Raw genomic sequence first — 25,940 nt, forward strand, 5'->3', positions numbered from 1 at the left:
GAAAGGGCTCGGGTGCCCTGCGATTCGTCACGAATCGGCGCCATTCGTCACGAAGCGCGCCCATTCGTCACGAATCGCGGCGGCCGGCGGGCGGCGGCTACGGAGTGGGGCTGTTCAGCACCAGGGCCTCGGCCGCGCTCTCGTACCAGGCGCCGGCCGGGGGTCCGCCGTTGCAGGGGCCGTCGCTGGCGCCGGGGTGCTTCACCCAGAGCAGGGCGTCCAGCTTGGTGGAGGTCGACTGGGTGATCTGCGGGTTCTGGCCGAGACCGGCCCCGGGCGGGTTGCACCATGTGCCCGTCCAGCCGTTGCCGTTGCGGGACACGTCGATCACGAAGTGCTTCCAGCCGACGCGGGAGGAGACCTTCCCCGCGTAGTCGCGCTCGGTCTGGGTGGCGTCGAAGTTGGAGACGTTGGTGAAGAACCCGCGTGCACTCGCGATGCCCGCGGCGTTCAGGTAGGCGGCCTGAACGTCCGGGGTGAGCCAGCGGGCGTTGCCGCCGTCGAGATAGGTGGACAGCCCCGCTGCCGCCAATATCCCGACCGCGGACTGCAGCAGTGGAAGCCGGGTGGCGGCCACCCCGGCGCACTTGGCGCTGGAGAGCATGGCGAGGGAGTCCGGTTCGACCAGGACGACCGCGCGGCTCCCCGCCAACGAGGCCGCCACCTGCCGCGTCCAGTCGAGGTACTGGTCGGCCGTGTAGCCGCCGGCCGAATAGCCGCCGCAGTCCCGATCCGGGATGGCGTAGGTGACGAACACCGGTGTCGCGCCCTGGGCGGCGGCCGCGCGCAGGTGGCGCTGGATCACGCTGACCAGCAGCGTCGGCGTGTACCAGTCGCCCAGCCACACGGCCGTCGGCTGGCTCGCAATGCGTCCGATGAGCGCGGCCCTGGCCGTGTCGCCCTGGGCGAGGAGGGAGTCGTACACGCGCTGGGCGTCGCTGGTCGGGTCGACGTACAGGCGACTGCCGAAGGCGGGAGGATCGTCGGCGCGGGCGGGCGGAGCCGTCGGCGCCGTCACGAGCGCAGCCGCCACGACGGCTGCGCCGACCAGGGAGGCGATCACTCTGCGCATACCCGGACTATCGGCCGGGACGCGGCGACGGTCAGCGAGTTCGTGCGAATGAACGGGGGATCACCGTCCCGTGGGACCAAGAAACCCCCGGCTTCCACAGGGGACCGGGGGTTATGGTGGCTCCGACCGGCATCGATCCGGTGACCTTTCGATTTTCAGTCGAACGCTCTACCAACTGAGCTACAGAGCCGTGCCGCCGAAGCGGCGGGCCGCTGCGAACAGCGGCCATAGACGGAAGCCCTTCCGGAAGGAAGGGCTTGTCGCCGTGGCGACCCTGACGGGACTTGAACCCGCGACCTCCGCCGTGACAGGGCGGCACGCTAACCAACTGCGCTACAGGGCCTTATTGTGGTGCTTTTTAAATTGTAGTGGCGTCCGTTGGACGTGACCCCAACGGGATTCGAACCCGTGCTACCGCCGTGAAAGGGCGGCGTCCTAGGCCGCTAAACGATGGGGCCGGATCGTCCCGAATCGCTCTCGCTTTCCGATGACCACCGACGCATAAGCATACGGAAGTGCGGGCGAGAATGCGAATCGGGTCCGGATCCCGGGCGGGTCGGCCGCATCGAGGATCTCTCGCTTCTCGCAACGCCCCCGCTGAATACCCCGTCGTCGCCCGTCCTCGCCATAGTCTGCGGCCCAGGCGGTCCCCCGGCCGCCCGTGCGCCGGCACGCCACCTCGACCGATTCCGGCCACCCGAAGCTGGGTGTCCCGGGACTCTCCTTGGTAGAGTTGCGCCTGTTGACAGGGTGACTGATGTGACGTGTGTGACGAATGTGAATGCAGAGTGAGCGGGTCGAGAACACCATGAGACGCCAGAGAACCAGCAGAACGGTCCTCCCGATCGAGCCGGTACGCGGCCGTCGCCGGCTGGTCCGTGGCGCCGTCGCCGCTCTCTCCATCGCTGTCGTCACCGCGGTCGGCTCTGTCGCCGCCCCGGCCTACGCCGACTACCCGAGCTGGCAGGACGTCCAGAACGCCAAGGCGAACGAGGCCGCCGCCGCCGCGCAGGTGACCCGCATCAACGACCTCATCGGCCAGCTCAAGCAGGAGGTCGCGGACACGCAGGCCGCGGCCGTCAAGCGGGGCGAGGAACTCGCGGCGGCGCAGGAGGCTCTCGACAATGCGACGATGGACGCCCTCGACCTCGAGTCGCAGGCCGCCGCGAGCCAGAAGAAGGCGGACGACGCCAGCACTCAGGCGGGCAAGCTCGCCGCCCAGCTCTACCGCACCGGTGGCCGCAACCTGTCGGCCAACCTCTTCCTCAGCGGCAACAACGCCACCTCGACCAGCCCGGAGCGGCTGCTCTCCGACCTCGGCAGCATGTCCAAGCTGGTCGAGCAGTCCAACAAGGTCTACGCCGACGCCAAGGCGGCCCAGAACACGGCCAAGGCGCTCGCGCTCAAGGCGGACGCCGCGAAGGCCGTCCGCGAGAAGCTGAAGGTCGCGGCCGACGCCGCGATGCAGGCCGCGATCGAGGCGGCCAAGGCGGCGCAGGACAAGCTGGCCGAGCAGCAGAAGCAGATCGTCGTCATGCAGGCACAGCTGGCGGCGCTCAAGGACACGACCACGAAGGTCGTCTCGGGCTACGAGGCGGGCGTCGCCGCAGCGGCCGCGGCCGCCGCGGCCCGCGGCTCCGCAGGACTCCCCGGCGGCACGGTCGGCCCGCAGGGCTGGGCCGTCCCGGCCGGCGGTCCGATCACCGACGGGTTCGGCGCGCGGCCGTCGCCCGGCGGCGTCGGCAGCACCTACCACCTCGGCATCGACATCGGCGCCGGCTGCAACTCGCCGATCTACGCGGCGCACGACGGCACTGTGATCTACGCGGGCCCGAACGGCTCGTACGGCAACTTCGTGCTCATCGACAACGGCGGCGGCATCAAGACCGGCTACGCCCACATCCGCGACGGCGGCATCCTCGTCGGCATCGGCCAGAGCGTCGGCGCGGGTCAGCCCATCGCGCGCGTCGGCACGACCGGCGCGTCCACCGGCTGCCACCTCCACTACGAGGTGCGCGTCAACGACACGAAGATCGACGGAATCCCTTTCATGAGAGACAGGCAGGCACCCCTTGGCTGACGCGAACGAGAAGACCAGCCGGGTGCGCCCCGGGCTCGCCATCGGGGCGGGCGTCATGGGCGCGGTCACGGCATCCATCGGCATCGTCACTCCCGCACAAGCGGTCGACTACCCGTCGTGGAACGACGTCCAGCAGGCGAAGGACAACGTCGCCAACCAGCAGGCGATGATCGACAACATCACGACGCTGATCGGCGGCCTGCAGTCGAACGTGGACGCGGCCCGCATCGCCTCGGAGAAGGCGGCTGAGGCATACTTTCAGGCGAAGGACGCACTGGACGCGGCGACGGCGAAGGCCGACGACCTCCAGAAGCAGGCGACCGACGCCGCGGCCAAGGCCAAGACGTCGAAGATGCGCGCGGGACTCCTCGCGTCGCACCTCGCCAAGTCGGGTGGGGGAGACGTCACCACCGACCTGATGCTCAAGGGCGGCGGATCGGGCTCTGCGGCGGACAAGCTGCTGTTCCAGCTCGGCACGATGAGCAAGCTCACGGAGCAGTCGAAGGCCGTCTACGACCAGGCGACGAAGGACAAGAACACGGCGGACGCCCTCACCGCGCAGGCGAAGGCGGCCAAGACCGAGCGAGAGTCGCTGGCGACGGAGGCCGACAAGGCCCTCGCGGCGGCGCAGTCCGCTCAGGCCGCGGCGCAGTCCGCGTTGGCGACCCAGCAGCAGAAGTCGACCGAGCTCGTCGCGCAGCTGGCCACCCTGAAGAACACTTCGGCGCAGACGGAGGCCGCGTACCTCCAGGGCGAGCAGGTCAAGGCGCAGCAGGAGGCCGCGGCGCGTGCAGCCGCTGCGGCTGCGGCGGCGGCAGCCGCAGCGAACAACCCGCCTGCGCCCTCGGGCGGCGGCGGCTCGGCCCCCAGCAGCGGAGGCGGTGGCGGCAGCAGCGCTCCGGCCGCGCCTCCGGCCGCGAACGGCAATGTGGTGCAGACCGCGATCGCCTACGCCCAGGCCCAGCTCGGCAAGCCGTACATCTTCGGCGGCGAGGGCCCCGTGGGCTATGACTGCTCCGGCCTGACGATGAAGGCCTACGCTTACGCGGGCGTCTATATCGGCTCGCACTCGGTCAACAACCAGTACTACACCGCGGCCAACCGCGGCCAGCTGGTGTCGTACAGCGCAAGGCAGCCGGGCGACCTCATCTTCTGGGGTTCAGGCCCTGGAGACTTCTACCACGTCGGCATCTACATCGGGGGCGGCAGGATGATCGCCGCGCCGACCGAGGGCGACGTCGTCAAGACGCAGTCCGTCTGGGGTTCCCCGTGGCGGATGGTCGCGCGCCCCAGCGCCTGATCCCACCGCTGCCGCAACGCAAACAGCTCCGGACTTCTTCGACCGAATCCGCGTGGATCGGTCGAAAAAGTCCGGAGCTGTTGGCTTGGGCGGGCCCGCGGGAGGGGTCAGTGGCCCTCGGCGGCGAGCTTCGCGATCGCCTTCTGCACGAGGGAGTCGGCCTCGGCCGCATCGCCCCAGCCCTCGATGTTGACGAACTTGCCCGGCTCTAGGTCCTTGTAGCGGGCGAAGAAGTGCTCGATCTCCTTGCGGGTCTGCTCCGGGATGTCGTTCACATCCTGGATGTGCTGCCAGCGCGGGTCCTTGTACGGCACGGCGATGATCTTCGCGTCGCCGCCCGCCTCGTCGCTCATGTTGAGCACGGCGACCGGGCGCACCTTGACGCCGACGCCCGGGAACACCGGGTACTCGAGCAGCACGAGCGCGTCCAGCGGGTCGCCGTCGTCGCCCAGGGTGTTCTCGAAGAAGCCGTAGTCGGTCGGGTACACGAAGCTCGTGAACAGCACCCGGTCGAGGTAGACGCGACCGGTCTCGTGGTCCACCTCGTACTTGTTGCGGCTCCCCTTGGGGATCTCGATGACGACGTCGTATTCGGCCATGCCGTACTCCTTATGTGGTCGTGATTCGGCACTAACGTTACTAGGTGCCCCTCAACGGTCAGGATGCTTCCGGGCGCCGCCCGCGCCTCACCCCGCCGATCGCCGACGCCCGCCGCGCGGTGCGGACCGCGCTCGCCGCGGCGGCCGCCCTCCCTCCGGTCGACCCGCACGACGACCACGGCCCCGCCCGTCCCGCGCCGCTCTCCGCCGGCGGCCTCGTGCTCGTCGGCCTGAGCGGGGGAGCCGACTCCCTGGCGCTCGCCGCGGCGACCGCCTTCGAGGCGCCGCGCGCCGGATTCCGCGCCGGGGCCGTCGTGGTCGACCACGGCCTCCAGGAGGGGTCGGACGCCGTCGCGGCGCGTGCCGCCGGACAGGCCGCCGCGCTCGGGCTCGACCCCGTCCTCGTCGAGCGCGTCTCGGTCGACGAGGACGGCGGGCCGGAGGGCGCCGCCCGCGCCGCCCGGCACGCCGCCTTCGACCGGGCGCTGGTGGAGACCGGCGCAGAGCGCGTCCTGCTCGCCCACACGCTCGACGACCAGGCCGAGACGGTGCTGCTCGGGCTCGCGCGCGGCTCCGGACCGTCGAGCCTGCAGGGGATGCTGCCGGACACTGGCCGGCTGCTCCGCCCCTTCCTCGGGCTGCGTCGCGCCGAGACGCGGGCCTTCTGCGCCGACAGCGGGCTGGAGCCCTGGGACGACCCGCACAACGACGACCCCTCCTACACGCGCGTGCGCGTGCGGAACGCCGTGCTCCCGGTGCTGGAGCGCGAGCTCGGCCCGGGTGTCGCCGAGGCGCTGGCGCGCACGGCCGAGCAGCTGCGCGAAGACGACGACGCCCTCGACGGACTCGCACTCGAGTGGGCGCAGGAGCTGGTCAGCCAGGCCGACGACGGCTCCGTCGCGCTCGACGTCCGCGGGCTCGCGGCCGACCCGGCGGCACTGCGGCAGCGCATCATCCGCCTCGTCGTCTCCGCGGAGTTCGGCGTCTCGCTCACCCGCGCCCACACCCTGGCCGTCGCAGCCCTCATCACCGACTGGCACGGGCAGGGGCCGGTCGATCTGCCAGGCGTTAGAGTGGTCAGGCAGAACGGGCTGCTCACGTTTCACCCCACCACGTAAGCCACGTAAGGACAGCGCCACCCCCATGGAACTCACGGACGCTCAGGCCGACCTCACCGAGATTCTGATCACCGAGGAGCAGATCCGCTCCCGCATCGCCGAGCTGGCCAGGGACGTGGAGCGCGACTACGCGGGCAAAGACGTTCTGCTCATCGGCGTGCTCAAGGGCGCGGTCATGGTCATGGCCGACCTGTCCCGCGAGCTGCGCATCCCGGTCACCATGGACTGGATGGCCGTCAGCTCGTACGGCAGCGGCACGCAGTCGAGCGGGGTCGTCCGCATCCTGAAGGACCTCGACACCGACCTCAGCGGCAAGACCGTCCTCATCGTCGAGGACATCATCGACTCGGGCCTCACGCTGTCGTGGCTGCTGTCGAACCTGAAGAGCCGCGGACCCGAGTCGATCGAGATCTTCACCCTGCTCCGGAAGCCCGAGGCGGCGCGCGTCGAGATCGACGTGAAGTACGTCGGCTTCGAGATCCCCAACAAGTTCGTCGTCGGCTACGGCCTCGACTTCGACGAGCGCTACCGCACCCTCCGCGGGGTCGGCATCCTGGCGCCCGCCGTCTACAGCTGACGCCGCCCCGGGGCACGCAGACCGCCCAGAGCGAACACGCAGGCGGCCCACAGCGGCCAGGCGGTACTGTGGTCGCACCATGAACGTCAAGAAGATCTTCCGCGGCCCGATCCTGTACGTCGTGCTCGCGATCATCGCGGTGTGGATCGGCTCGAGCCTGATCACGATGTCCGGCTTCAAGAGCGTCTCCACCCAGAAGGGCCTGGAGTACCTCGCCCAGGACAAGGTGTCGAGCGCGAAGATCGTCGACGGCGAGAACCGCGTCGACCTGACGCTCAAAGAGCCGGACGGCAACCTGGGCAACCAGGTGCAGTTCTACTACGTCACGCCGCGCGGCCAGGACGTCGTGAAGGCCGTCGACGACGCGAACCTCCCCAAGGGCTACGACGACGAGGTGCCGCAGCCGAACTGGTTCGTCAACATCCTCGGCTTCCTCATCCCGGCTCTGCTGATCGGCGTGTTCTTCTGGATCATGCTCTCCGGCATGCAGGGCGGCGGCAACAAGGTCATGCAGTTCGGCAAGTCGCGGGCGAAGCTCGTCACGAAGGAGACGCCGAAGGTCACCTTCGACGACGTCGCCGGGTCCGACGAGGCCATCGAGGAGCTGCAGGAGATCAAGGACTTCCTGAAGGAGCCGGCCAAGTTCCAGGCGGTCGGCGCCCGCATCCCGAAGGGCGTGCTGCTGTACGGCCCTCCCGGTACCGGCAAGACCCTGCTCGCCCGCGCCGTCGCGGGTGAGGCGGGCGTGCCGTTCTACTCGATCTCGGGTTCCGACTTCGTCGAGATGTTCGTCGGCGTCGGCGCGAGCCGTGTCCGCGACCTGTTCCAGCAGGCCAAGGAGAACTCTCCGGCCATCATCTTCATCGACGAGATCGACGCCGTCGGCCGTCACCGCGGCGCGGGCCTCGGCGGCGGGCACGACGAGCGCGAGCAGACGCTCAACCAGCTGCTCGTGGAGATGGACGGCTTCGACCCGAAGACCAACGTCATCCTGATCGCGGCGACCAACCGCCCCGACATCCTCGACCCGGCCCTGCTGCGTCCCGGCCGCTTCGACCGCCAGATCGGCGTGGATGCGCCCGACCTGCTCGGCCGCAAGAAGATCCTCGAGGTGCACGGCCGCGGCAAGCCGCTCGCGGCGTCGGTCGACCTCGAGGTGCTGGCCCGCAAGACCCCCGGTTTCACCGGTGCCGACCTGGCGAACGTGCTGAACGAGGCCGCGCTGCTCACCGCACGCTCCAACGCGCAGCTCATCGACAACCGTGCGCTGGATGAGGCCGTCGACCGCGTGATCGCCGGTCCGCAGAAGCGCACGCGCGTCATGAAGGACCAGGAGAAGCTCATCACGGCGTACCACGAGGGCGGCCACGCCCTCGCCGCCGCGGCGATGCGCCACACCGACCCGGTGACGAAGATCACCATCCTGCCGCGCGGCCGCGCCCTCGGCTACACGATGGTGATGCCGCTGGAGGACAAGTACTCCGTCACCCGCAACGAGCTGCTCGACCAGCTCGCCTACGCCATGGGCGGCCGCGTCGCGGAGGAGATCGTCTTCCACGACCCGACCACCGGCGCCTCGAACGACATCGAGAAGGCGACCTCCATCGCCCGCAAGATGGTCACCGAGTACGGCATGAGCGCCGACATCGGCTCCGTCAAGCTGGGCCAGGCGAACGGCGAGATGTTCCTCGGCCGCGACATGGGCCACCAGCGCGACTACTCCGAGCGCATCGCCGAGCAGGTCGACGCCGAGGTGCGCGCCCTCATCGAGAAGGCGCACGACGAGGCGTGGGAGGTCATCAACGACAACCGTGCCGTGCTCGACCGCCTCGCCGCGGCCCTGCTGGAGCACGAGACCCTCGACCACAACCAGATCGCGGAGATCTTCGCCGACGTGAAGAAGCTGCCGGAGCGCCCGCAGTGGCTCTCCAGCGACAAGCGCCCGATCTCGGACGTCCCGCCGATCCCGTTCCCGAAGGCCCCGATCGACGCGGGCGCGGTGGACGGCGGCGTCGACTCCGAGCCGCCGGCCGCGAAGCCGAAGCGCTCGCCCGCGATCAAGCCCCGACCGGCCACCGCCTAGGTCCGCCTCGCGCATGAGCGGCATCGATCGTCCGCGCATCGAGGCGGCCGTCGCCGAGATCCTCGCCGCCATCGGCGAGGATCCGGCGCGTCCGGGACTGGAGTCGACGCCGTCGCGCGTCGCCGACGCCTACGCCGAGTTCTTCGCCGGCGTCGGCCGCGACCCTGTCGACGACCTCGGCGCGCCGGTGCCGCTCGAGTCCGGACGTCAAGCCGAGACCGTGCTGCTGCGCGACATCGAGTTCCGCTCGGTGTGCGAGCACCACCTGCTGCCGTTCCTCGGCGTCGCGCACGTCGCGTACCTGCCGGGGGAGACCGTGGTCGGGCTCGGCCGCATCCCGAAGGTCATCGAGACGCTGGCGTCCCGTCCGCAGATCCAGGAGCGGCTGACCGAGCAGATCGCCGACGCGATCGAGCAGGGCACCGCGGCCCGCGGCGTGCTGGTGGTGCTGGACGCCGCCCACACCTGCGTGACCACGCGCGGCGCCCGACAGACCCGGAGCACGACGGTCACCGTCGCGGCCCGCGGCGCGTACACCGAGCCTGCGGCCCGGGCGGAGCTCATCGCCCTGATCGGACACGGCGCCGAGTGACTCTCATCATGGGCGTCCTCAACGTGACGCCGGACTCGTTCAGCGACGGCGGGCTCTGGCTCGAGCCCGACGCCGCCATCGCCCACGGCCTTGAGCTGGCGGCGCAGGGTGCGGATCTGGTCGACGTCGGGGGCGAGTCCACCCGGCCCGGAGCGCTCCGCGTGGAGCCGGACGAGGAGCGCAAGCGCGTCGTCCCGGTGATCCGCGAGCTGGCATCCCGCGGGGTGACCGTGAGCGTCGACACCCTCAACGCCTCCACCGCGCGCGCCGCGGTCGAGGCGGGCGCCGCCATCATCAACGACGTGTCCGGCGGCCTCGCCGACGCCGGGATGCCCGACGCCGTGCTCGACACCGGTGCCCAGTACGTGGTCATGCACTGGCGCGGGCGCCTCGACGCAGGCGACTCCCGCGCGGTGTACCGGCACACGGTCGCCGAGGTGCGGGCGGAGCTCTCCGCCCGGGTCACCGACCTGCTCCAGCGCGGAGTCGACCCGGCGAAGCTGATCCTCGACCCGGGCCTCGGGTTCTCGAAGAACGCCGGCCACAACTGGCAGGTGCTCGCCGGGCTCCACGAGATCGAGACGCTCGGCTACCCGGTGCTGATCGGCGCCTCCCGCAAGCGGTTCCTCGGCGCCCTGCTGCCCGAAGGCGCGCCGGTCGAGGACCGCGACTCCCCGACCGCCGTCATCTCCGCGCTCGCGGCGCAGGCCGGCGCCTGGGCCGTTCGGGTGCACGACGTGCCGTCGACCCGGATCGCCCTCGACGTCGTCCGGGCGTGGCAAGCTGGATCCGATGAGTAGCACCCAGTCGCGCCCGACCGATTCGATCGTCCTCACCGGCCTTCGCGTGCGGGCCAACCACGGCGTGTTCGACTTCGAGCGCGCGGACGGTCAGGACTTCGTCGTCGACGTGACCGCGTGGCTCGACCTGTCGGTGGCCGCCAAGGGCGACGACCTCGGCGCGACCGTCCACTACGGCGAGCTCGCCGAGGAGGTGGTCGCCGCCGTCGAGCGCGACCCCGTCGACCTCATCGAGACCGTCGCCGAGCGCGTGGCCGCCACGGTGCTCGCGCACGAGCCGGTCGACGCGGTCGAGGTGACCGTCCACAAACCGCAGGCGCCGATCACCGTGCCCTTCGCCGACGTCGCCGTCCGCATCGTCCGGAGCCGGGCATGAACGCCGCGCCCCTCGGCAAGCCGGTGCGGATGCGCGTCGGCGTGCCCGCCGTGCTCGCGTTCGGCAGCAATCTCGGCGACCGCGCCGCGACCATCCGGGCCGCCGTCGACCTGCTCGCCGAGGAGCCCGGCATCGACGTGCGCGCCGTGTCGCGGCTGTACGAGACCCCGGCGCTGAAGCCGGAGGGCATCGACGAGGAGGCGCCCGCATACCTCAACGCCGTCGCGCTCGTCCACACCCTGCTCGAGCCCCTCGACCTGCTCGGCCTGATCAACGCCGTCGAGGACCGCCTGGGCCGCGTCCGAGAGCAGCGCTGGGGCGACCGGACGCTCGACATCGACATCGTCGACTACGGCGGGATCGTGTCGGACGACGACCCGCGCATCGTGCTCCCGCACCCGCGCGCCCACGAGCGTGCCTTCGTGCTCGTGCCGTGGCTCGACGTCGATCCCGGCGCGCAGCTGCCCGGCTACGGTCCGGTGTCGGCGCTGGCGGAGCAGGCCACCGACCCGGTGCGGCTCTGGACGGACCCGGCGAAGGGGGAGCAGTCGTGAAACGCACGCGCGCGACCTCCCTCATCGGGCTGGGCGTCGGCGGACTCGTCGTCGGCTTCCTCGCCGAGCTCGCGGCCTCCGGGATGGGCCAGGCGATCTTCATCCCGCCGCTCACCCTCCCGATCACGCTGCTGGCGGTCGCCGTGCTCGTCATCGCGTTCGCCATCCCGATCCGCCGGGCCGTGCGCGGCCGCAGCGTGCGGCGCATCGACCCGTTCCAGGCGACGCGCATCGTCGTGCTCGCCAAGGCCTGCAGCCTGAGCGGGGCGCTGCTGACCGGCGTGGGCGTCGGCATCGGCGCCTACCTGCTGTCGCGGGATGTGCTGCCCGGCGGCAACGCCATCCTGCTCACCGCGCTCGCCACGGCGGGAGCCGTGATCCTGCTCGTCGCGGGACTGGTGGCCGAGCTGTTCTGCACCCTCCCGCCGGGCGACGACGACGAGCGCAGGGAGCGGGTCCATGCCGGAACGGATTGACCTGAACGTCGGCGAGTGGCGCCGCGTCTCGCCGAAGTACGTGCTGGTGGTGATCTCCGGCACCGTGATCACGGGCCTCATCCTCTCCGCCGCGAGCCTGTTCCTCTGGCTCGTCGGCGGCTGGCCCTTCGGCTGGCTCGCACTCACCGTCGTGGTCGTCATCACCGTGATCGCACTGATCATCGCGCCGCGCCGAGCCCGCTCGATCGGCTACCGCCTGCGCGACGACGACCTGCTGTTCCGGCGCGGCATCATGTTCCAGCGCTTCGTCTCCGTGCCCTACGGGCGCATGCAGCTCATCGACATCAACCGGGGACCGGTCAGCCGGATGCTGGGGCTGGCCGACCTGAAGTTCGTCACGGCGGCCGCGTCCACCGGGGTGATGGTGCCCGGTCTCCCCGAACCCGAGGCCGCGGAGCTGCGCGACCGGCTCGTCGAGCTGGCGGAGAGCAGGCGGGCGGGGCTGTGAACGTCCGTGGGGCGCTGCCCGGCGGCGCACCGCTCTCGGCGGCGGAGCGCGCGGCCGAGCGGTACACCGACGGCGAGTGGCACCGGCTGCATCCCGCGACCCCGCTGCTGCGCGGCGGCATCGTCTTCATCGCCGTCTTCGGCTTCGTGCTCTCCAACCTGCGCGAGCGGCTGATCTCGTTCTTCGTCGGGGCGCCCGATTACGGCGGGGATCCGCTCGACGCGATCTACAACCATGGCTGGGAGGGCTGGGCACTGCTCGGCGTCGCGGTCGTGCTGCTGCTGTGCCTCGCCGCCTTCTACCTGTCGTGGCGGATGCACAGCTTCCGGATCACGGGCGACGCGGTGGAGGTGCGCAGCGGCATCCTGTTCCGGACGCAGCGCAAGGCGCGGCTCGACCGCATCCAGGGCATCAACGTCGTGCGGCCGGTGCTCGCACGCATCTTCGGCGCTGCGAAGCTGGACATCTCGGTGGCGGGCCACGACGCGAACGTGCAGCTCGCCTACCTCGGGTCGACGCTGGCGGATGGACTGCGCGGCGACGTGCTGCGGCTCGCGTCGGGCGTGCGGGCGGCGGAGGCGGGGGAGGCTGTCGCGGCGCAGGGACCGGCGGCTCCGGGAGCACCGGGCGTGCCGGGCGTTCCGGGGGCGCCGGCCGGCGCATCGCGCGCCTCGGCTGTCGGCGACCTCGTCGGCCGCCGGGTGAACGAGTTCCTGGCGCCGGAGCTCGACCCGAACGCCGCGCCGCCGGAGTCGGTCGTCAAGATCCCGCCGCTGCGGCTGCTCGGGTCGCTGCTGCTCAGCGGGTTCACCGTCTTCGTCGTGATCGTGGTCGCCTTCCTGATCTGGGGCGCCTCGACCGGGTCCGCCTGGCTGCTCATCGTCGTGCTCCCCGGCCTGATCGGGTCGGCGAGCTTCTACGTCAACCGTTTCACCAAGTCGTTGCGGTACTCGATCGCCGGCACCCCCGACGGAGTCCGCGTCGGCTTCGGACTGCTCAGCACGAGCAACGAGACGCTGCCGCCGGGGCGCATCCATGCTGTCGAGGTGCTGCAGCCGCTGCTGTGGCGACCGTTCGGCTGGTGGCAGATCCGCATCGACACCGCAGGCCACTCGCGCGAGAAGGGCGCGGCCGGGCAGCCGAACACGACCATGCTGCCGGTCGGCGACGCGACCGATGTCTCGCGCGTGCTCGCCCTCGTGCTGCCCGGGCTCGCCGCGGAGGAGGAGCGGCGCGCGATCGAGGCCGGGATGGTCTCGGCGGGGCGTGACGGCTTCGTCGGCAGCCCGCGTCGGGCGGCCTGGTTCCGGCCGCTCTCGTGGCAGCGCACCGGCTACCTGCTGCTCGACGACACCGTCCTGCTCCGGCGCGGGTTCGTCTGGCGCAGCCTCGCGGTGGTCCCGCTCGCGCGGCTGCAGAGCCTGGAGCTGAAGCAGGGTCCGCTGGACGCCGCCCTCCGGCTCTCCGAGGCGCGCTTCCACACGGTTTCCGGTCCGGTCAGGCCGCGCCTCGCCGCGATCGACGCGTCGACCGGCGTGCGGCTGTTCGAGGAGGTGGCCGCGCGCACGATCGCCGCGGCGGCGGCCGACCGCAGCCACCGCTGGGGGAGCGTCGCGCCGAGCGCGGCGCCTGGCGACGGCCCGTCCGCCGCGGCCCCGATCACCGACGTCCCGTCTTCCGAGGAGGAACACTGATGCTCCCGTCCGCCCGCCCGCCGTCGCAGCGTTCCGGCCGGCTCGGGGTCGGCATCGTCGGCTCCGGCCGTGTCGGCCCCGTGCTCGGGCTCGCCCTCGCCGGCGCCGGTCACGCTCTCGTGGGCGTCTCCGCCGTGTCCGAGGCCAGCCGCGAGCGGGCCGAGGGGATGCTGCCGAACGTCCCCCTGCTCGACGTCCCGACCCTGGTGGAGCGCAGCGAGCTGGTCCTCCTCGCCGTGCCGGAGCCGGAGCTGCCGGCCCTCGTCGCCGGTCTCGCCGCGACCGGCACCTGGCAGCCGGGCCAGATCGTGCTGCACACCGCCCCTGGCCGGGGGATCGACGTGCTCGCCCCCGCGGCTGCGGCCGGTGCCATCCCGCTGGCCATCCATCCCGCGCTGGAGTTCACCGGGACGAGCCTCGACCTGGCGCGCCTGTCCGAGAGCTACTTCGCGGTGACCGCGCCGGCAGCCGTGCTGCCGATCGCGCAGGCCCTCGTGGTCGAGATGGGCGGCGAGCCGGTGGTCGTCGCCGAGGCGGACCGCGCGGCCTATGCCGAGGCGATCGCGACGGCGACGTCGTTCTCGCGCTCGATCGTCGAGCAGTCCACCGGGCTGCTGCGCGACATCGGGGTGGAGAATCCCGGGTCGTTCCTCAGCTCGCTCGTCCGCTCGGCGGTCGACAACGCGCTCACCCGCGCGGGCGCACCCACCCGGCTGGACCTCGACGTGCTGGACGCGATCGAGGACGGCACCCCTCCCGGCGCCAGGGACGACGGCCGCGGCTGGTTCCTCCGCGGCGAGTAGCCTTGATCCGGCCGGTGGAGAACCAGCCGGAGGGACGAGCATGCCAGAGATCATCACCAGCATCGCCGAGCTGCGGGCGCGGATCGCCGGAGCACGGCGCACCGCGATGCAGGACGGCCCGGCGGACGCGCCCACCGGACGCGTGGTCCTCGTGCCGACGATGGGCGCCCTCCACGAGGGTCACCTGCGCCTGGTGTCGCGAGCCCGGGATCTCGGCGGGGTGGTCGTCGTCTCGATCTTCGTCAACCCGCTGCAGTTCGGCCCGGGGGAGGACCTCGAGCGCTACCCCCGCACGCTCGAGGCCGACTTGGTCGCACTGGAGGGCCTCGCCGACATCGTCTTCGCACCCACCGCCGCCGAGATGTACCCGTCGGGTCCGTCCGAGACGCGGGTGACCGCGGGCGAGTCGGGCACGCTCTTCGAGGGCGCGTCCCGTCCCGGGCACTTCGACGGCGTGCTCACCGTCGTGACGAAGCTCTTCAACATCGTCCAGCCCGACGTGGCCGTGTTCGGGCAGAAGGACGCCCAGCAGGTGCACGTGATCGGCCGGATGGTCGAGGATCTCAACCTGCCCGTCACGATCGCCGTCGTCGACACCGTCCGTGAGGACGACGGTCTCGCTCTCTCGAGCCGCAACCGCTACCTGGGCGCCGACGACCGGCTCGCCGCCGTCACCCTGTCGGAGGCCCTCGCCGCCGGGGCGGACGCGGCCGCCGACGGCGTCGCCGCCGCCCTCGCAGCGGCCCGCGCGCGCATCGAGGCGCGACCGGCGGTTAAGCTGGACTATCTCGCGATCGTCGACCCGGAGAGCTTCCGGGAGGCCTCGCCTGACCACCACGGTCCGGCTCTGATGCTGATCGCCGCCCGGGTGGGCACGACCCGCCTGATCGACAACCAGCGCCTCACGACGTGACCGCGAGCCGACCAGCCCCGACCGACCGCCCTGTTCGATAAGGAAAGACAGCGATGACCGACGCGCAGACCACCGCGGCCGACCGCGAGCCCGCCGACGCCGGCGAGGAGGACGTCAGCGAGCAGAAGGCGGTACGGCTCGGCAAGCGCGAGCGCCTGATCGCCGAGGCCGCCGACGCGAGCGGCGGAGCGTACCCGGTGCAGGTGCCGGTCACCACCACGATCCCGGCCGTCCGAGCCGAGTGGGGGCACCTGCAGGCCGACGAGGCCTCCGGCGAGGTCGTCGGCATCGCCGGCCGCGTCATCCACCTGCGGAACACCGGCAAGCTCTGCTTCGCCGTGCTGCAGGCCGGCGACGGGTCGCGCATCCAGGTCATGGTCTCGCTCGGCGAGGTCGGCCAGGAGGCGCTCGACGCCTGGAAGGAGCTCGTCGACCTCGGCGACCACGTGTTCGTCTCCGGCGAGGTGATCTCCAGTCGCCGCGGCGAGCTCTCGGTGATGGTGACCGAGTGGCGGATCGCCGCGAAGGCGCTGCTTCCGCTGCCCAACCTGCACAACGAGCTGAGCGAGGAGACCCGGGTGCGTGCCCGCTACCTCGACCTGATCGCCCGCGAGCAGGCGCGCAAGACCGTCATCGACCGGGCGAAGGCCGTAGCGAGCCTGCGCAGCACGTTCGCCGAGCGCGAGTTCGTCGAGGTCGAGACGCCCATGCTGCAGGTGATGCACGGCGGCGCGTCGGCGCGCCCGTTCGTCACCCACTCCAACGCGTTCGACACCGAGCTGTACCTCCGCATCGCCCCGGAGCTCTACCTGAAGCGCGCGGTCGTCGGCGGCATCGACCGGGTGTTCGAGATCAACCGCAACTTCCGCAACGAGGGCGCCGACTCCACCCATTCGCCGGAGTTCGCGATGCTGGAGGCCTACCAGGCGTACGGCGACTACAACTCGATCGCCGACCTGACGCAGACCCTGATCCAGGATGCGGCGGTCGCCGTCTCCGGCTCGCACGTCGTCACCTGGGCCGACGGCACCGAGTACGACCTCGGCGGCCAGTGGGACCGCATCCGGATGTACGACAGCCTCTCGGACGCCATCGGCGAGGAGATCACGCCCGAGACCCCGATCGAGCGCCTGCGTGAGCTTGCCGCGCTCGCCGGCATCGAGATCGAGCACCCGCTGGCCGGCAAGTATGTCGAGGAGCTGTGGGAGCACCACGTCAAGACCGACCTGGTGCGCCCGACGTTCGTCATGGACTTCCCGGTCGACACCAGCCCGCTCGTGCGTGCGCACCGCTCGCGCGAGGGCGTCGTGGAGAAGTGGGACCTGTACACGCGCGGGTTCGAGCTGGCCACCGGCTACTCGGAGCTCGTCGACCCTGTCGTGCAGCGCGAGCGCTTCGTCGAGCAGGCGAAGCTCGCGGCCGCGGGCGACAACGAGGCCATGCGCCTGGACGAGGAGTTCCTGCGGGCGCTCGAGTTCGGGATGCCGCCGACCGGTGGCATGGGCATGGGCATCGACCGCCTGCTGATGGCGCTGACGGGTCTCGGCATCCGCGAGACCATCCTCTTCCCGCTGGTCAAGTAGCCTCCCAGGCCACGGCACTACGATGAAGGCGATATGAACGACATCCTCGGTGGCTTCGTCTGGGCGCTCGCGCCGACCGTGCTGGTCGGCCTGCTGTTCTGGGCGATCATGCGCTTCATCGTGCGCGCCGACCGCAACGAGCGGAAGGCGTACAGCAGGCTGGAGGCGCAGGAGCGCGCCCGTCGCGGGCTCGCCCCGAAGCCCTGACGTCTGCCGCGTACCGCGCGCACCCGATACGGTAGCCCTGGGGACGCGTCCGCGTCCCTCTGACTTCGCCGGAGGGACGTGTGCATGGAGACGGGATTCTGGGTCTCGGTCTCCATCTGGGTCGCCCTTCTCGTCGACTTCATCATCCGCGTGCTGGCGATCATCATCGTGCCGCGGAACCGCAAGCCCACGTCGGCGACCGCGTGGCTGCTGGCCATCTTCCTCATCCCGTACATCGGCATCCTGTTCTTCCTGCTGATCGGCAGCTACAAGCTCCCGAAGAGCCGGCGGAAGAAGCAGGAGGAGATCAACCGCTTCATCATCGAGAGCACCGAGGGCATCGAGCGGGTGCGGCGTGACCACCCGTGGCCGCCGTGGCTGGAGGGCGTGGTCGAGCTCAACCGCAACCTCGGCGCGATGCCGCTCGTCGGCGGCAACCGCGCGACGCTGAACGGCGACTACGAGGGCTCGCTGAACGCGATGGCGGAGGAGATCCGGAAGGCGCGGAAGTACATCCACGTCGAGTTCTACATCCTGTCTCTCGACAAGACGACCGGCCCGTTCTTCGACGCGCTCGAGGAGGCGGTGAAGCGGGGAGTGGTCGTGCGTGTGCTGCTCGACCACATCGCCTCGCTGCGCACGCCCGACTACAAGCGCACCACGAAGCGCCTCACCGCGATGGGCGCGAAGTGGCAGCTCATGCTCCCCGTGCAGCCGCTCAAGGGCAAGTACCAGCGACCGGACCTGCGCAACCACCGCAAGCTGCTGATCGTGGACGGCCGTGTCGCCTTCATGGGGTCGCAGAATGTCATCGACCGCAGCTACAACAAGAAGTCGAACATCCGGCGCGGGCTCAAGTGGAAAGAGCTCATCGTGCGTCTGGAGGGCCCGATCGTCGCCGGTCTGAACGCGATCTTCATCACCGACTGGTACAGCGAGACCGACGAGCTGCTGCAGCGCGAGACCGAGCCGATCACCGACGAGATCGACCCGAACGAGCTGGACGCCCAGGTGGTCCCCTCCGGACCCGGGTTCGCGGGCGAGAACAACCTCCGGCTCTTCCTGGCCCTGCTGTATTACGCGCAGGAGCGCATCGTCATCACCTCGCCCTACTTCGTGCCGGACGACGCCATGCTCATGGCCATCACCTCCGCCGTGCAGCGCGGCATCTCTGTCGACCTGTTCGTCTCGGAGATCGGCGACCAGGCCCTCGTCTACCACGCCCAGCGGTCGTACTACGAGGCGCTGCTGCGTGCGGGCGTGCGGATCTGGATGTACAAGGCGCCCTACATCCTGCACGCCAAGCACTTCACGATCGACAACGACGTGGCCGTCATCGGCTCGAGCAACATGGACATGCGCTCGTTCCAGCTCAACATGGAGGTCTCCCTCATGGTGCGCGGCCGCTCGTTCGTCGACGAGATGCGCAAGGTCGAGGACGGCTACCGCCGCGACAGCCGCGAACTCACGCTCGAGGAGTGGATGAAGCAGCCGCTGCGCTCCACCGTGCTCGACAACCTGGCCCGGCTGACCTCGGCGCTGCAGTAGCCGCCTCGTGTGGTCGACCACGGTCGATCACGCCACGGCCAGCTCGCGGACGAGGCGCACGTCGCACCAGGGTCGCGCCGCTGCGGCGAGCCGTTCGTCGGCGGTGAGCAGGGGAAGCTCCAGGACGTGCGCAAGCGCCACGTACATCGCGTCGTAGGCGCTGAGGCTCTCGCGCCACCGCCAGGCGTACTCCCAGAGCGGTTCGTGCTCCATGCGCATGATGTCGAGCCGATAGAAGCCGAGGACGAAGCGCTCGTAGTCGTCCGGTTGGCCTCGCTCGCGCATCGCATGGCGCCGGACCGTGCTCAGGAATTCCGGATCGAGGAGATGGGGCGCCACAAGAATGCACTCCTCCAACTCGGGATGATGTTGGAAGACGGACGGGCCGCCCGAGTCGAGGAGGTCGACCACGGCGCTGCAATCCACCACGGCGGATTTCATCGGTCGTCGCGATCTTGACGAATGGAGGCGACGATCTCGTCGGTGCCCATCCCCAGCGGTCGCCAGGGCTCGGCCGGCGCGGAGGGATGCTCGGTGGAGGCGCGACTCTCGGCCGACACCTCTCTCCACCGCTCGTCGATACGCAGCTTCTCGGCGATGCGCGTCAACTCGCGGCGCAGGTACTCGGAATACGAGAGGCCTTTGGCCGCCGCCTCTCCCTTCAGCCGGTCGTTGACCGCCGGATCCAGATCTCTGACTTGCACGGTGACTCCCATGGTTCGATTCTATGAGTGGGTGCATGCGAAAGCAATGGATTTGCATGCATGGGAACCAGTGTGCCCGGTCGGGCAGGGTCGCCGAACCTCTCCGGCGAAGTTGTGGAGAACCGGCGGGAATGTGGTGCTGTGGACGGAACCGAGGCCGCCCTAGCCGCGGGGCCGCAGGCGCACCGTGGGGAGCTCCGGAGCGGGGAGCGGCGCGCCGTCGTAGCCCTCGACCGTGCCGAAGCGGCCGTGCGGCTCCGCGGCCGCGATCACCTCGCCCTGCCAGTCGGCGCGGAACGCCACGATCTCGTCGTGACTGCGGCCGATGAAGTTCCACCACATCACGATCTGCTCGCCGAGCGGCTCGCCGCCCAGCAGCACGATGCGCGTCGGCGTCGCCGCCGTGACCGCGACCCGGGAGCGACCCGGCGACAGGTACGCAAGGTGCGAGACGGGCACCGCGACGCCGTTCACGGTCACATCGCCCGCGTCGACCAGGACGCCGTGCTCGAACGTCGCATCCAGCGGCACCTCGATCGTCGCGCCCGCGGGGATCACCAACTCCGCCCCGAGGAGCGGCGAGAACACCGTCGCCGTGGTGCCGCTGCCGGCCAGCGACCCGACGAAGGTGCGCACCGTGGCCGGGCCGATGCTGCCGGCGACGGGGGCGTGGTGCTCGAAGAACGGCGCGATGTCCCGGGACGCCTCCGGCAGCGCCACCCACAGCTGGACGCCGTGCAGCCGTCGGGTGCCCGGCGTCGAGACCTCCGAGTGGCTGATCCCGCGGCCGGCCGTCATCAGGTTGAGCTCGCCCGGCCGCACCAGCGCGTGGCTGCCGACGCTGTCGCGGTGATCGATCTCCCCTTCGAACAGCCAGCTGACCGTCTGCAGGCCCGTGTGGGGATGCGGCGGCACGCGCATGCCTCCGGTGGCGTCCACGTCGTCCGGGCCGTAGTGGTCGACGAAGCACCAGCCGCCGATCAGCGACCGGCGGCGCTGCGGCAGCGTGCGTCGTACGTTCATCGCCCGCGGACCGCCGAGCGGCACGTCCCGCGGCTCCAGCAGCTCGACATCGGCCTCGTCGAGCACGGCGGTGCCCGCCACGAGCTCGGCCGGATCGCGTTCGAGGTTGCTCATAGCGGCATCCTAGGCTTGCACGGCCGGCTTCGAGCCGCGCTCCCTAGAATGGGCGCGTGCCCCGGACCGCCGCCCGCCTCCTCCCCGCCGTCGCGGCCCTCGCCGCGGTCGCCGCCCTGGTCGGCTGCTCCTCGGCGCCCGGGCGCCCGGTCGAGGACTACGCGGGCGAGCCGAAGGGCGTGGAGGCCCCGGCCAGCAGCGCGGGCGGATCGTCGTGGGCGGTCTGGATGGAGGACGGGACGCGCCTCGCGATCGTCCTCTACGGCTCCTCCACCTGCCCGCCGAAGGTCGACCACATCCGCTCCTCCGGCGCCACGAGGATCACGGCCACCCTCGCCCCCGCGCCCGGCGGCATCTGCACGCACGACTACGTGCCGCACACGACGGTGTTCGCCACCCCCGACGGCACGTCGAAGACCGCGGAGGTCGGCGTCGAACTGCCGGACCAGACCCTCACGCTGCCCGCCCGGCAGGGCTGAGCGCGGCCGAACCCTGGCGTCCCCTGAGACCCGTCACGCCCACGGCGAACAGGGCCGCGGGACGGGGGACCCGGTGGTTACTCTCTTTGTATCGACGCCGAACCTGCCCGGAGTCGTACGAGGAGTAGACATGTTCGAGAGATTCACCGACCGAGCCCGCCGTGTGGTCGTCCTGGCCCAGGAAGAGGCCAAGATGCTGAACCACAACTACATCGGGACGGAGCACATCCTGCTCGGCCTGATCCACGAGGGAGAGGGCGTCGCCGCCAAGGCCCTCGAGTCGCTCGGCATCTCGCTCGACGCGGTGCGCGAGCAGGTCCAGGACATCATCGGCCAGGGCCAGCAGCAGCCGACCGGTCACATCCCCTTCACGCCGCGCGCGAAGAAGGTGCTGGAGCTCAGCCTCCGCGAGGCCCTCCAGCTCGGCCACAACTACATCGGCACCGAGCACATCCTGCTCGGCCTCATCCGCGAGGGCGAGGGCGTCGCCGCCCAGGTGCTCGTCAAGCTGGGCGCCGACCTCAACCGCGTCCGCCAGCAGGTCATCCAGCTCCTCTCGGGTTACCAGGGCAAGGAGCAGGTCCAGGTCGGCGGCAACGATCAGCAGACCGCGCAGGCCGGTAGCCAGATCCTCGACCAGTTCGGTCGCAACCTCACGCAGGCGGCGCGCGACAACAAGCTCGACCCGGTGATCGGGCGCGAGAAGGAGATCGAGCGCGTCATGCAGATCCTGTCGCGCCGCTCCAAGAACAACCCCGTGCTGATCGGCGAGCCCGGCGTCGGCAAGACCGCCGTCGTCGAGGGCCTCGCGCAGGCGATCGTCCGCGGCGACGTGCCGGAGACGCTGAAGGACAAGCAGCTTTACACGCTCGACCTCGGCTCGCTCATCGCCGGCTCCCGTTACCGCGGCGACTTCGAGGAGCGCCTGAAGAAGGTCACCAAGGAGATCCGCACCCGCGGCGACATCATCACCTTCATCGACGAGATCCACACCCTCGTCGGCGCGGGTGCCGCCGAAGGCGCCATCGACGCGGCTTCGATCCTCAAGCCGCTCCTCGCCCGCGGCGAGCTGCAGACGATCGGCGCCACGACCCTCGACGAGTACCGCAAGCACTTCGAGAAGGACGCCGCGCTCGAGCGCCGGTTCCAGCCCATCCAGGTCGCGGAGCCGTCGCTGCCCCACGCGATCAACATCCTCAAGGGCCTGCGCGACCGCTACGAGGCGCACCACAAGGTGTCCATCACCGACGGCGCGATCGTCGCGGCGGCGAACCTGGCCGACCGCTACATCCAGGACCGCTTCCTCCCGGACAAGGCCATCGACCTGATCGACGAGGCCGGCGCCCGCCTCCGCCTGTCGATCCTGTCGGCGCCGCCGGAGCTGCGCGAGTTCGACGACAAGATCGCCGCCGTGCGCTCCCAGAAGGAGGCCGCGATCGAGGACCAGGACTTCGAGAAGGCCGCGAGCCTGCGCGACGAGGAGAAGAACCTCCTCGGCGAGCGGCTGCGCCTCGAGAAGCAGTGGCGCTCGGGCGAGGTCAAGACCACGGCAGAGGTCGACGAGGGCCTCATCGCCGAGGTGCTGGCCCAGGCGACCGGCATCCCGGTGTTCAAGCTCACCGAGGAGGAGTCGGCTCGACTCGTCTACATGGAGAAGGCGCTGCACGAGCGCGTCATCGGCCAGGAGGAGGCCATCGCGGCCCTCTCGCGGACGATCCGCCGCACCCGCGCCGGCCTGAAGGACCCGAAGCGTCCCTCCGGCTCGTTCATCTTCGCCGGGCCCACCGGCGTCGGTAAGACCGAGCTGGCGAAGGCGCTCGCCGAGTTCCTGTTCGACGACGAGTCGGCCATGATCTCCCTCGACATGTCGGAGTACGGTGAGAAGCACACCGTCTCCCGCCTGTTCGGCGCCCCTCCCGGGTTCGTCGGCTTCGAGGAGGGCGGCCAGCTGACCGAGAAGGTCCGCCGCAAGCCGTTCAGCGTGGTGCTGTTCGACGAGATCGAGAAGGCGCACCCCGACATCTTCAACTCGCTGCTCCAGATCCTGGAGGAGGGACGTCTGACGGATGGTCAGGGCCGCGTGGTCGACTTCAAGAACACCGTCATCATCATGACCACGAACCTCGGCACGAAGGACATCTCCGGCGGCCCCGTCGGCTTCCAGATCGAGGGCGACCCGACGACCGGCTACGACCGGATGCGCGGCAAGGTCTACGAGGAGCTGAAGAAGAACTTCAAGCCGGAGTTCCTGAACCGTGTCGACGAGATCATCGTGTTCCCGCAGCTCAGCAAGCCGGAGCTGCTGCAGATCGTCGACCTGTTCATCAAGCGCCTGTCGACCCGCCTGCTCGACCGCGACATGACCATCGAGCTGACCGTCCCGGCGAAGGAGCGGCTGATCGAGGTCGGGTTCGACCCGACACTCGGCGCCCGCCCGCTCCGCCGCGCGGTGCAGCACGAGATCGAGGACCGGCTGAGCGAGAAGATCCTGCACGGCGAGCTGAACGCGGGCGACCACGTCCACGTCGACTTCGCCGACGGCGACTTCGTGTTCACGACGACGGCCCGCAAGGAGCCGATCGGCGCCGGCATCAACGCCGCCGCCGCGATCGGCACGGGGCCTGCCACGCCGGACCTCGCCGCGAACGACTGACGCACGCCCCACCGGAACGGCCGGTGCCCGCTCGACGGGCACCGGCCGTTCCGCGTTTCCGGTACTCCCCGCGACGCAGGCGGCCCGCTAGCCTGACCGCGAGATCGCGCCAGGGCGGCCGCGGGGAGGAGACCACGATGTCGGATGCGGACGAGACGATGCCGAAGGACGCGACGCAGCACACCCGTGCGGCCAACCGGGCGGCGCGGGACACGCTGCCGCTGAGCGACCGGCGTGACTACGAGGACGCGGCCCGCGGTTTCGTCGGTGCCCCGGCCGACCCCGTGATCCGCCGGGCCGACGGCTTCCCTGTGCTCGACCTGACGTCCCACGACTTCGTCGACGCGTCCGAGGAGGCGCCCGACACCGTCCATCCGAGCCTCTGGAGGCACGCCCAGGTCAACAACCATCACGGGCTGTTCGAGGTCGCCGAGGGCGTCTACCAGCTGCGCGGGATGGACCTGGCGAACATCACGATCGTCGAGGGCGACACCGGGATCATCGTCATCGACCCGCTGAGCTTCGCCGAGACCGCCCGCGCCGCCCTCGCGCTGTACCGGGAGCACCGCGGCGACAGGCCCGTGACCGGGCTCGTCTACACGCACAGCCACGTGGACCACTTCAGCGGATCGCGGGCGATCGTCGAGGACGCGCACGGCGGTGACTTCCCGGTCATCGCCCCGGAGGGCTTCCTGTATGAAGCCGCGGCCGAGAACGTCTACGCGGGCACGGCGATGACCAGGCGCGCCCTGTACATGTACGGCCCGCTCCTCGCACCCGGGCCGCGCGGCCAGGTGGATGCCGGGCTCGCCAACACGCTCGGCGCCGGCGGCAGCGCTACCCTGGTGCCGCCGACCGACCTCATCCGCGAGACGGGGGAGACCCGGACCGTCGACGGAGTGGAGATGACCTTCCAGATGGCACCGGGAACCGAGGCGCCGGCAGAGTTCCTCATCCACTTCCCGGCGCTGCGTCTGCTGTGCGTGGCGGAGGACGCCAACCATCTGATGCACAACCTCTACACGCTGCGCGGCGCCCAGGTGCGCGATGCGGCCACCTGGTGGAAGACCCTCAACCAGACGATCGGGCTGTTCGGCGACGACACCGACGTGCTGGTCGGCCAGCACGGCTGGCCGCGCTGGGGCACCGCCGACATCCGCGAGTATCTGGCGAACCAGCGCGACCTGTACAAGTTCATCCACGACGAGACCCTGCGGCTCGCCAACCGGGGGCTGACGATGCCGGAGATCGCGGAGGAGCTGCGGCTGCCGGCCGGCCTCGACCGCGAGTGGTACAGCCACGGCTACTACGGGTCGCTCAGCCACAACGCGAAGGCCGTCTACCAGCGTTACCTCGGCTGGTACGACTCGCATCCCGCGCACCTGAACCAGCTCCCGCCGGCGGAGGCGGGGCCGCGCTACGTCGAATACATGGGCGGGGCGGACGCCGTGGTCGAGAAGGCGCGCGTCGCGTACGACGCCGGCGACTACCGCTGGGTGGCCGAGGTGCTCACGCACGTCGTGTTCGCCGACCCGTCGAACCGGGCGGCGGCGCTGCTGCAGGCGGACGCGTTCGAGCAGCTCGGGTACCAGTCCGAGAACCCGACCTGGCGCAACGAGTACCTCATGGGGGCGCTGGAGTTGCGCAACGGCGTCAGGAACCTCGGCGACATCCAGCTGGCGACCCCGGACGTCTTCGCGGCCATGTCCCCGGAGATGATCCTCGACTTCGCCGGTATCAAGCTCGACGCCGGGCGCACCGGCGACGAGCCGTTCGCGCTGGGCTGGACGGTCACCGACGCCGATGGCGGCCCGGCGACCTTCCTGCTGGAGGTGCGCAACGGCGTGCTCGTCTACACGCGCGACGGGTTGCTCGACGGGACGGTGGCGCGGGCGTCGTCGAGCAAGGCGGCGCTGGCCGCAGCCCTGTTCGGAGGACGTTCCCTCGACGACCTCGTCGGTTCGGGCGACGCGAGCGTCGAGGGTGACCGTGCGGCGGTGGACCGGCTGTTTGGGATGCTGGACGACTTCCCGCTGTGGTTCCCGATCGTGCAGCCCTGACGGCTGTGCGGTCGTGAGCCCGCGGCGGTCCGAGGGGGGTCCCGGCCGTCGGTAGGCTGGAAC

Annotated in this window: 25 protein-coding genes and 3 tRNA genes; 20 read left to right on the forward strand and 8 right to left on the reverse strand. The window is 70.6% G+C overall.

What is annotated here, in order from left to right:
* Nucleotides 1-97: 97 nt before the first annotated feature.
* The 4 genes from P5G59_RS08345 to P5G59_RS08360 all read right to left on the reverse strand — a co-directional run bounded on the left by P5G59_RS08345 (nucleotide 98) and on the right by P5G59_RS08360 (nucleotide 1,530).
* Nucleotides 98-1,072, reverse strand: a complete 975-nt coding sequence (locus P5G59_RS08345; RefSeq protein ID WP_301217862.1) for a glycoside hydrolase family 6 protein — start codon at nucleotides 1,070-1,072, stop codon at nucleotides 98-100.
* Between the two features lie 114 nt (nucleotides 1,073-1,186).
* Nucleotides 1,187-1,262 (reverse strand) — tRNA-Phe (locus P5G59_RS08350).
* 76 nt (nucleotides 1,263-1,338) lie between these two features.
* Nucleotides 1,339-1,415: transfer RNA gene (locus P5G59_RS08355), tRNA-Asp, on the reverse strand.
* Nucleotides 1,416-1,457: 42 nt separating this feature from the next.
* Nucleotides 1,458-1,530, reverse strand: a tRNA-Glu gene (locus P5G59_RS08360).
* 350 nt (nucleotides 1,531-1,880) lie between these two features.
* Here P5G59_RS08360 and P5G59_RS08365 point away from each other — a divergent pair.
* Nucleotides 1,881-3,152: a peptidoglycan DD-metalloendopeptidase family protein gene (locus P5G59_RS08365; protein ID WP_301217864.1), complete on the forward strand. Its 1,272-nt coding sequence runs from the start codon at nucleotides 1,881-1,883 to the stop codon at nucleotides 3,150-3,152.
* A complete protein-coding gene (locus P5G59_RS08370; protein ID WP_301217866.1) occupies nucleotides 3,145-4,452 on the forward strand; it encodes a C40 family peptidase in 1,308 nt (435 codons plus the stop codon). The genes P5G59_RS08365 and P5G59_RS08370 overlap by 8 nt, the downstream gene beginning before the upstream one ends.
* A 107-nt stretch (nucleotides 4,453-4,559) precedes the next feature.
* Here the strand turns inward: P5G59_RS08370 and P5G59_RS08375 are convergent, their stop codons facing one another.
* A complete protein-coding gene (locus P5G59_RS08375; RefSeq protein ID WP_064109921.1) occupies nucleotides 4,560-5,051 on the reverse strand; it encodes an inorganic diphosphatase in 492 nt (163 codons plus the stop codon).
* Between the two features lie 119 nt (nucleotides 5,052-5,170).
* On the opposite strand from P5G59_RS08375, the gene tilS reads away from it, so the two are divergent.
* The 15 genes from tilS to cls all read left to right on the forward strand — a co-directional run bounded on the left by tilS (nucleotide 5,171) and on the right by cls (nucleotide 18,844).
* The gene (tilS, locus tag P5G59_RS08380) at nucleotides 5,171-6,169 is read left to right on the forward strand and encodes a tRNA lysidine(34) synthetase TilS (protein ID WP_301218801.1); all 999 of its coding nucleotides are present in this window, start codon (nucleotides 5,171-5,173) and stop codon (nucleotides 6,167-6,169) included.
* A 25-nt stretch (nucleotides 6,170-6,194) separates the two neighbouring features.
* Nucleotides 6,195-6,746 carry a hypoxanthine phosphoribosyltransferase gene (gene hpt, locus P5G59_RS08385; RefSeq protein WP_175337921.1) on the forward strand — a complete coding sequence of 184 codons (552 nt, stop codon included), beginning with the start codon at nucleotides 6,195-6,197 and terminating at the stop codon, nucleotides 6,744-6,746.
* Between the two features lie 79 nt (nucleotides 6,747-6,825).
* Nucleotides 6,826-8,829, forward strand: a complete 2,004-nt coding sequence (ftsH, locus tag P5G59_RS08390) for an ATP-dependent zinc metalloprotease FtsH (RefSeq protein ID WP_301217871.1) — start codon at nucleotides 6,826-6,828, stop codon at nucleotides 8,827-8,829.
* Between the two features lie 13 nt (nucleotides 8,830-8,842).
* Nucleotides 8,843-9,421, forward strand: coding sequence for a GTP cyclohydrolase I FolE (gene folE, locus P5G59_RS08395; RefSeq protein WP_301217873.1), 579 nt, complete (start codon nucleotides 8,843-8,845; stop codon nucleotides 9,419-9,421).
* Nucleotides 9,418-10,221, forward strand: coding sequence for a dihydropteroate synthase (gene folP / locus P5G59_RS08400; protein WP_301217875.1), 804 nt, complete (start codon nucleotides 9,418-9,420; stop codon nucleotides 10,219-10,221). Before folE ends, folP begins: the two co-directional genes overlap by 4 nt.
* Nucleotides 10,214-10,597: a dihydroneopterin aldolase gene (gene folB / locus P5G59_RS08405; protein WP_301217877.1), complete on the forward strand. Its 384-nt coding sequence runs from the start codon at nucleotides 10,214-10,216 to the stop codon at nucleotides 10,595-10,597. The genes folP and folB overlap by 8 nt, the downstream gene beginning before the upstream one ends.
* On the forward strand, nucleotides 10,594-11,151 hold the full coding sequence (gene folK / locus P5G59_RS08410; RefSeq protein ID WP_301217880.1) for a 2-amino-4-hydroxy-6-hydroxymethyldihydropteridine diphosphokinase: 558 nt from the start codon (nucleotides 10,594-10,596) through the stop codon (nucleotides 11,149-11,151). The genes folB and folK overlap by 4 nt, the downstream gene beginning before the upstream one ends.
* Nucleotides 11,148-11,627, forward strand: coding sequence for a DUF3180 domain-containing protein (locus P5G59_RS08415; RefSeq protein WP_301217882.1), 480 nt, complete (start codon nucleotides 11,148-11,150; stop codon nucleotides 11,625-11,627). The genes folK and P5G59_RS08415 overlap by 4 nt, the downstream gene beginning before the upstream one ends.
* Nucleotides 11,611-12,096, forward strand: coding sequence for a PH domain-containing protein (locus P5G59_RS08420; RefSeq protein WP_301217885.1), 486 nt, complete (start codon nucleotides 11,611-11,613; stop codon nucleotides 12,094-12,096). The genes P5G59_RS08415 and P5G59_RS08420 overlap by 17 nt, the downstream gene beginning before the upstream one ends.
* Nucleotides 12,093-13,790 (forward strand): PH domain-containing protein, encoded by a 1,698-nt coding sequence (locus P5G59_RS08425; RefSeq protein WP_301217887.1) that lies wholly within the window; start codon nucleotides 12,093-12,095, stop codon nucleotides 13,788-13,790. The genes P5G59_RS08420 and P5G59_RS08425 overlap by 4 nt, the downstream gene beginning before the upstream one ends.
* Complete coding sequence (locus P5G59_RS08430) at nucleotides 13,790-14,593, forward strand: Rossmann-like and DUF2520 domain-containing protein (protein ID WP_301217889.1); 804 nt, start codon at nucleotides 13,790-13,792, stop codon at nucleotides 14,591-14,593. Before P5G59_RS08425 ends, P5G59_RS08430 begins: the two co-directional genes overlap by 1 nt.
* Before the next feature lie 40 nt (nucleotides 14,594-14,633).
* Nucleotides 14,634-15,506: a pantoate--beta-alanine ligase gene (panC, locus tag P5G59_RS08435; protein WP_301217892.1), complete on the forward strand. Its 873-nt coding sequence runs from the start codon at nucleotides 14,634-14,636 to the stop codon at nucleotides 15,504-15,506.
* 53 nt (nucleotides 15,507-15,559) lie between these two features.
* Complete coding sequence (gene lysS, locus P5G59_RS08440; protein ID WP_301217894.1) at nucleotides 15,560-17,089, forward strand: lysine--tRNA ligase; 1,530 nt, start codon at nucleotides 15,560-15,562, stop codon at nucleotides 17,087-17,089.
* Nucleotides 17,090-17,122: 33 nt separating this feature from the next.
* Nucleotides 17,123-17,296 carry a hypothetical protein gene (locus tag P5G59_RS08445; protein ID WP_301217897.1) on the forward strand — a complete coding sequence of 58 codons (174 nt, stop codon included), beginning with the start codon at nucleotides 17,123-17,125 and terminating at the stop codon, nucleotides 17,294-17,296.
* 84 nt (nucleotides 17,297-17,380) lie between these two features.
* Complete coding sequence (gene cls, locus P5G59_RS08450) at nucleotides 17,381-18,844, forward strand: cardiolipin synthase (RefSeq protein WP_301217900.1); 1,464 nt, start codon at nucleotides 17,381-17,383, stop codon at nucleotides 18,842-18,844.
* A gap of 27 nt (nucleotides 18,845-18,871) precedes the next feature.
* Here the strand turns inward: cls and P5G59_RS08455 are convergent, their stop codons facing one another.
* The 3 genes from P5G59_RS08455 to P5G59_RS08465 form a co-directional block, all read right to left on the reverse strand.
* Complete coding sequence (locus P5G59_RS08455; RefSeq protein WP_301217902.1) at nucleotides 18,872-19,285, reverse strand: type II toxin-antitoxin system VapC family toxin; 414 nt, start codon at nucleotides 19,283-19,285, stop codon at nucleotides 18,872-18,874.
* Nucleotides 19,282-19,560 (reverse strand): hypothetical protein, encoded by a 279-nt coding sequence (locus P5G59_RS08460; protein ID WP_301217904.1) that lies wholly within the window; start codon nucleotides 19,558-19,560, stop codon nucleotides 19,282-19,284. The genes P5G59_RS08455 and P5G59_RS08460 overlap by 4 nt, the downstream gene beginning before the upstream one ends.
* Before the next feature lie 150 nt (nucleotides 19,561-19,710).
* Nucleotides 19,711-20,685 (reverse strand): pirin family protein, encoded by a 975-nt coding sequence (locus P5G59_RS08465; protein ID WP_301217906.1) that lies wholly within the window; start codon nucleotides 20,683-20,685, stop codon nucleotides 19,711-19,713.
* 56 nt (nucleotides 20,686-20,741) lie between these two features.
* Between P5G59_RS08465 and P5G59_RS08470 the strand changes: the two genes are divergently transcribed.
* The 3 genes from P5G59_RS08470 (at nucleotide 20,742) to P5G59_RS08480 (ending at nucleotide 25,877) form a co-directional block, all read left to right on the forward strand.
* Complete coding sequence (locus tag P5G59_RS08470) at nucleotides 20,742-21,164, forward strand: hypothetical protein (protein ID WP_301217908.1); 423 nt, start codon at nucleotides 20,742-20,744, stop codon at nucleotides 21,162-21,164.
* A gap of 130 nt (nucleotides 21,165-21,294) precedes the next feature.
* The gene (locus tag P5G59_RS08475; RefSeq protein ID WP_301217911.1) at nucleotides 21,295-23,817 is read left to right on the forward strand and encodes an ATP-dependent Clp protease ATP-binding subunit; all 2,523 of its coding nucleotides are present in this window, start codon (nucleotides 21,295-21,297) and stop codon (nucleotides 23,815-23,817) included.
* A gap of 137 nt (nucleotides 23,818-23,954) precedes the next feature.
* A complete protein-coding gene (locus P5G59_RS08480; RefSeq protein WP_301217913.1) occupies nucleotides 23,955-25,877 on the forward strand; it encodes an alkyl/aryl-sulfatase in 1,923 nt (640 codons plus the stop codon).
* Nucleotides 25,878-25,940 lie beyond the last annotated feature (63 nt).

This window comes from Leifsonia virtsii, from assembly GCF_030433675.1.
Classification (GTDB): domain Bacteria; phylum Actinomycetota; class Actinomycetes; order Actinomycetales; family Microbacteriaceae; genus Leifsonia; species Leifsonia virtsii.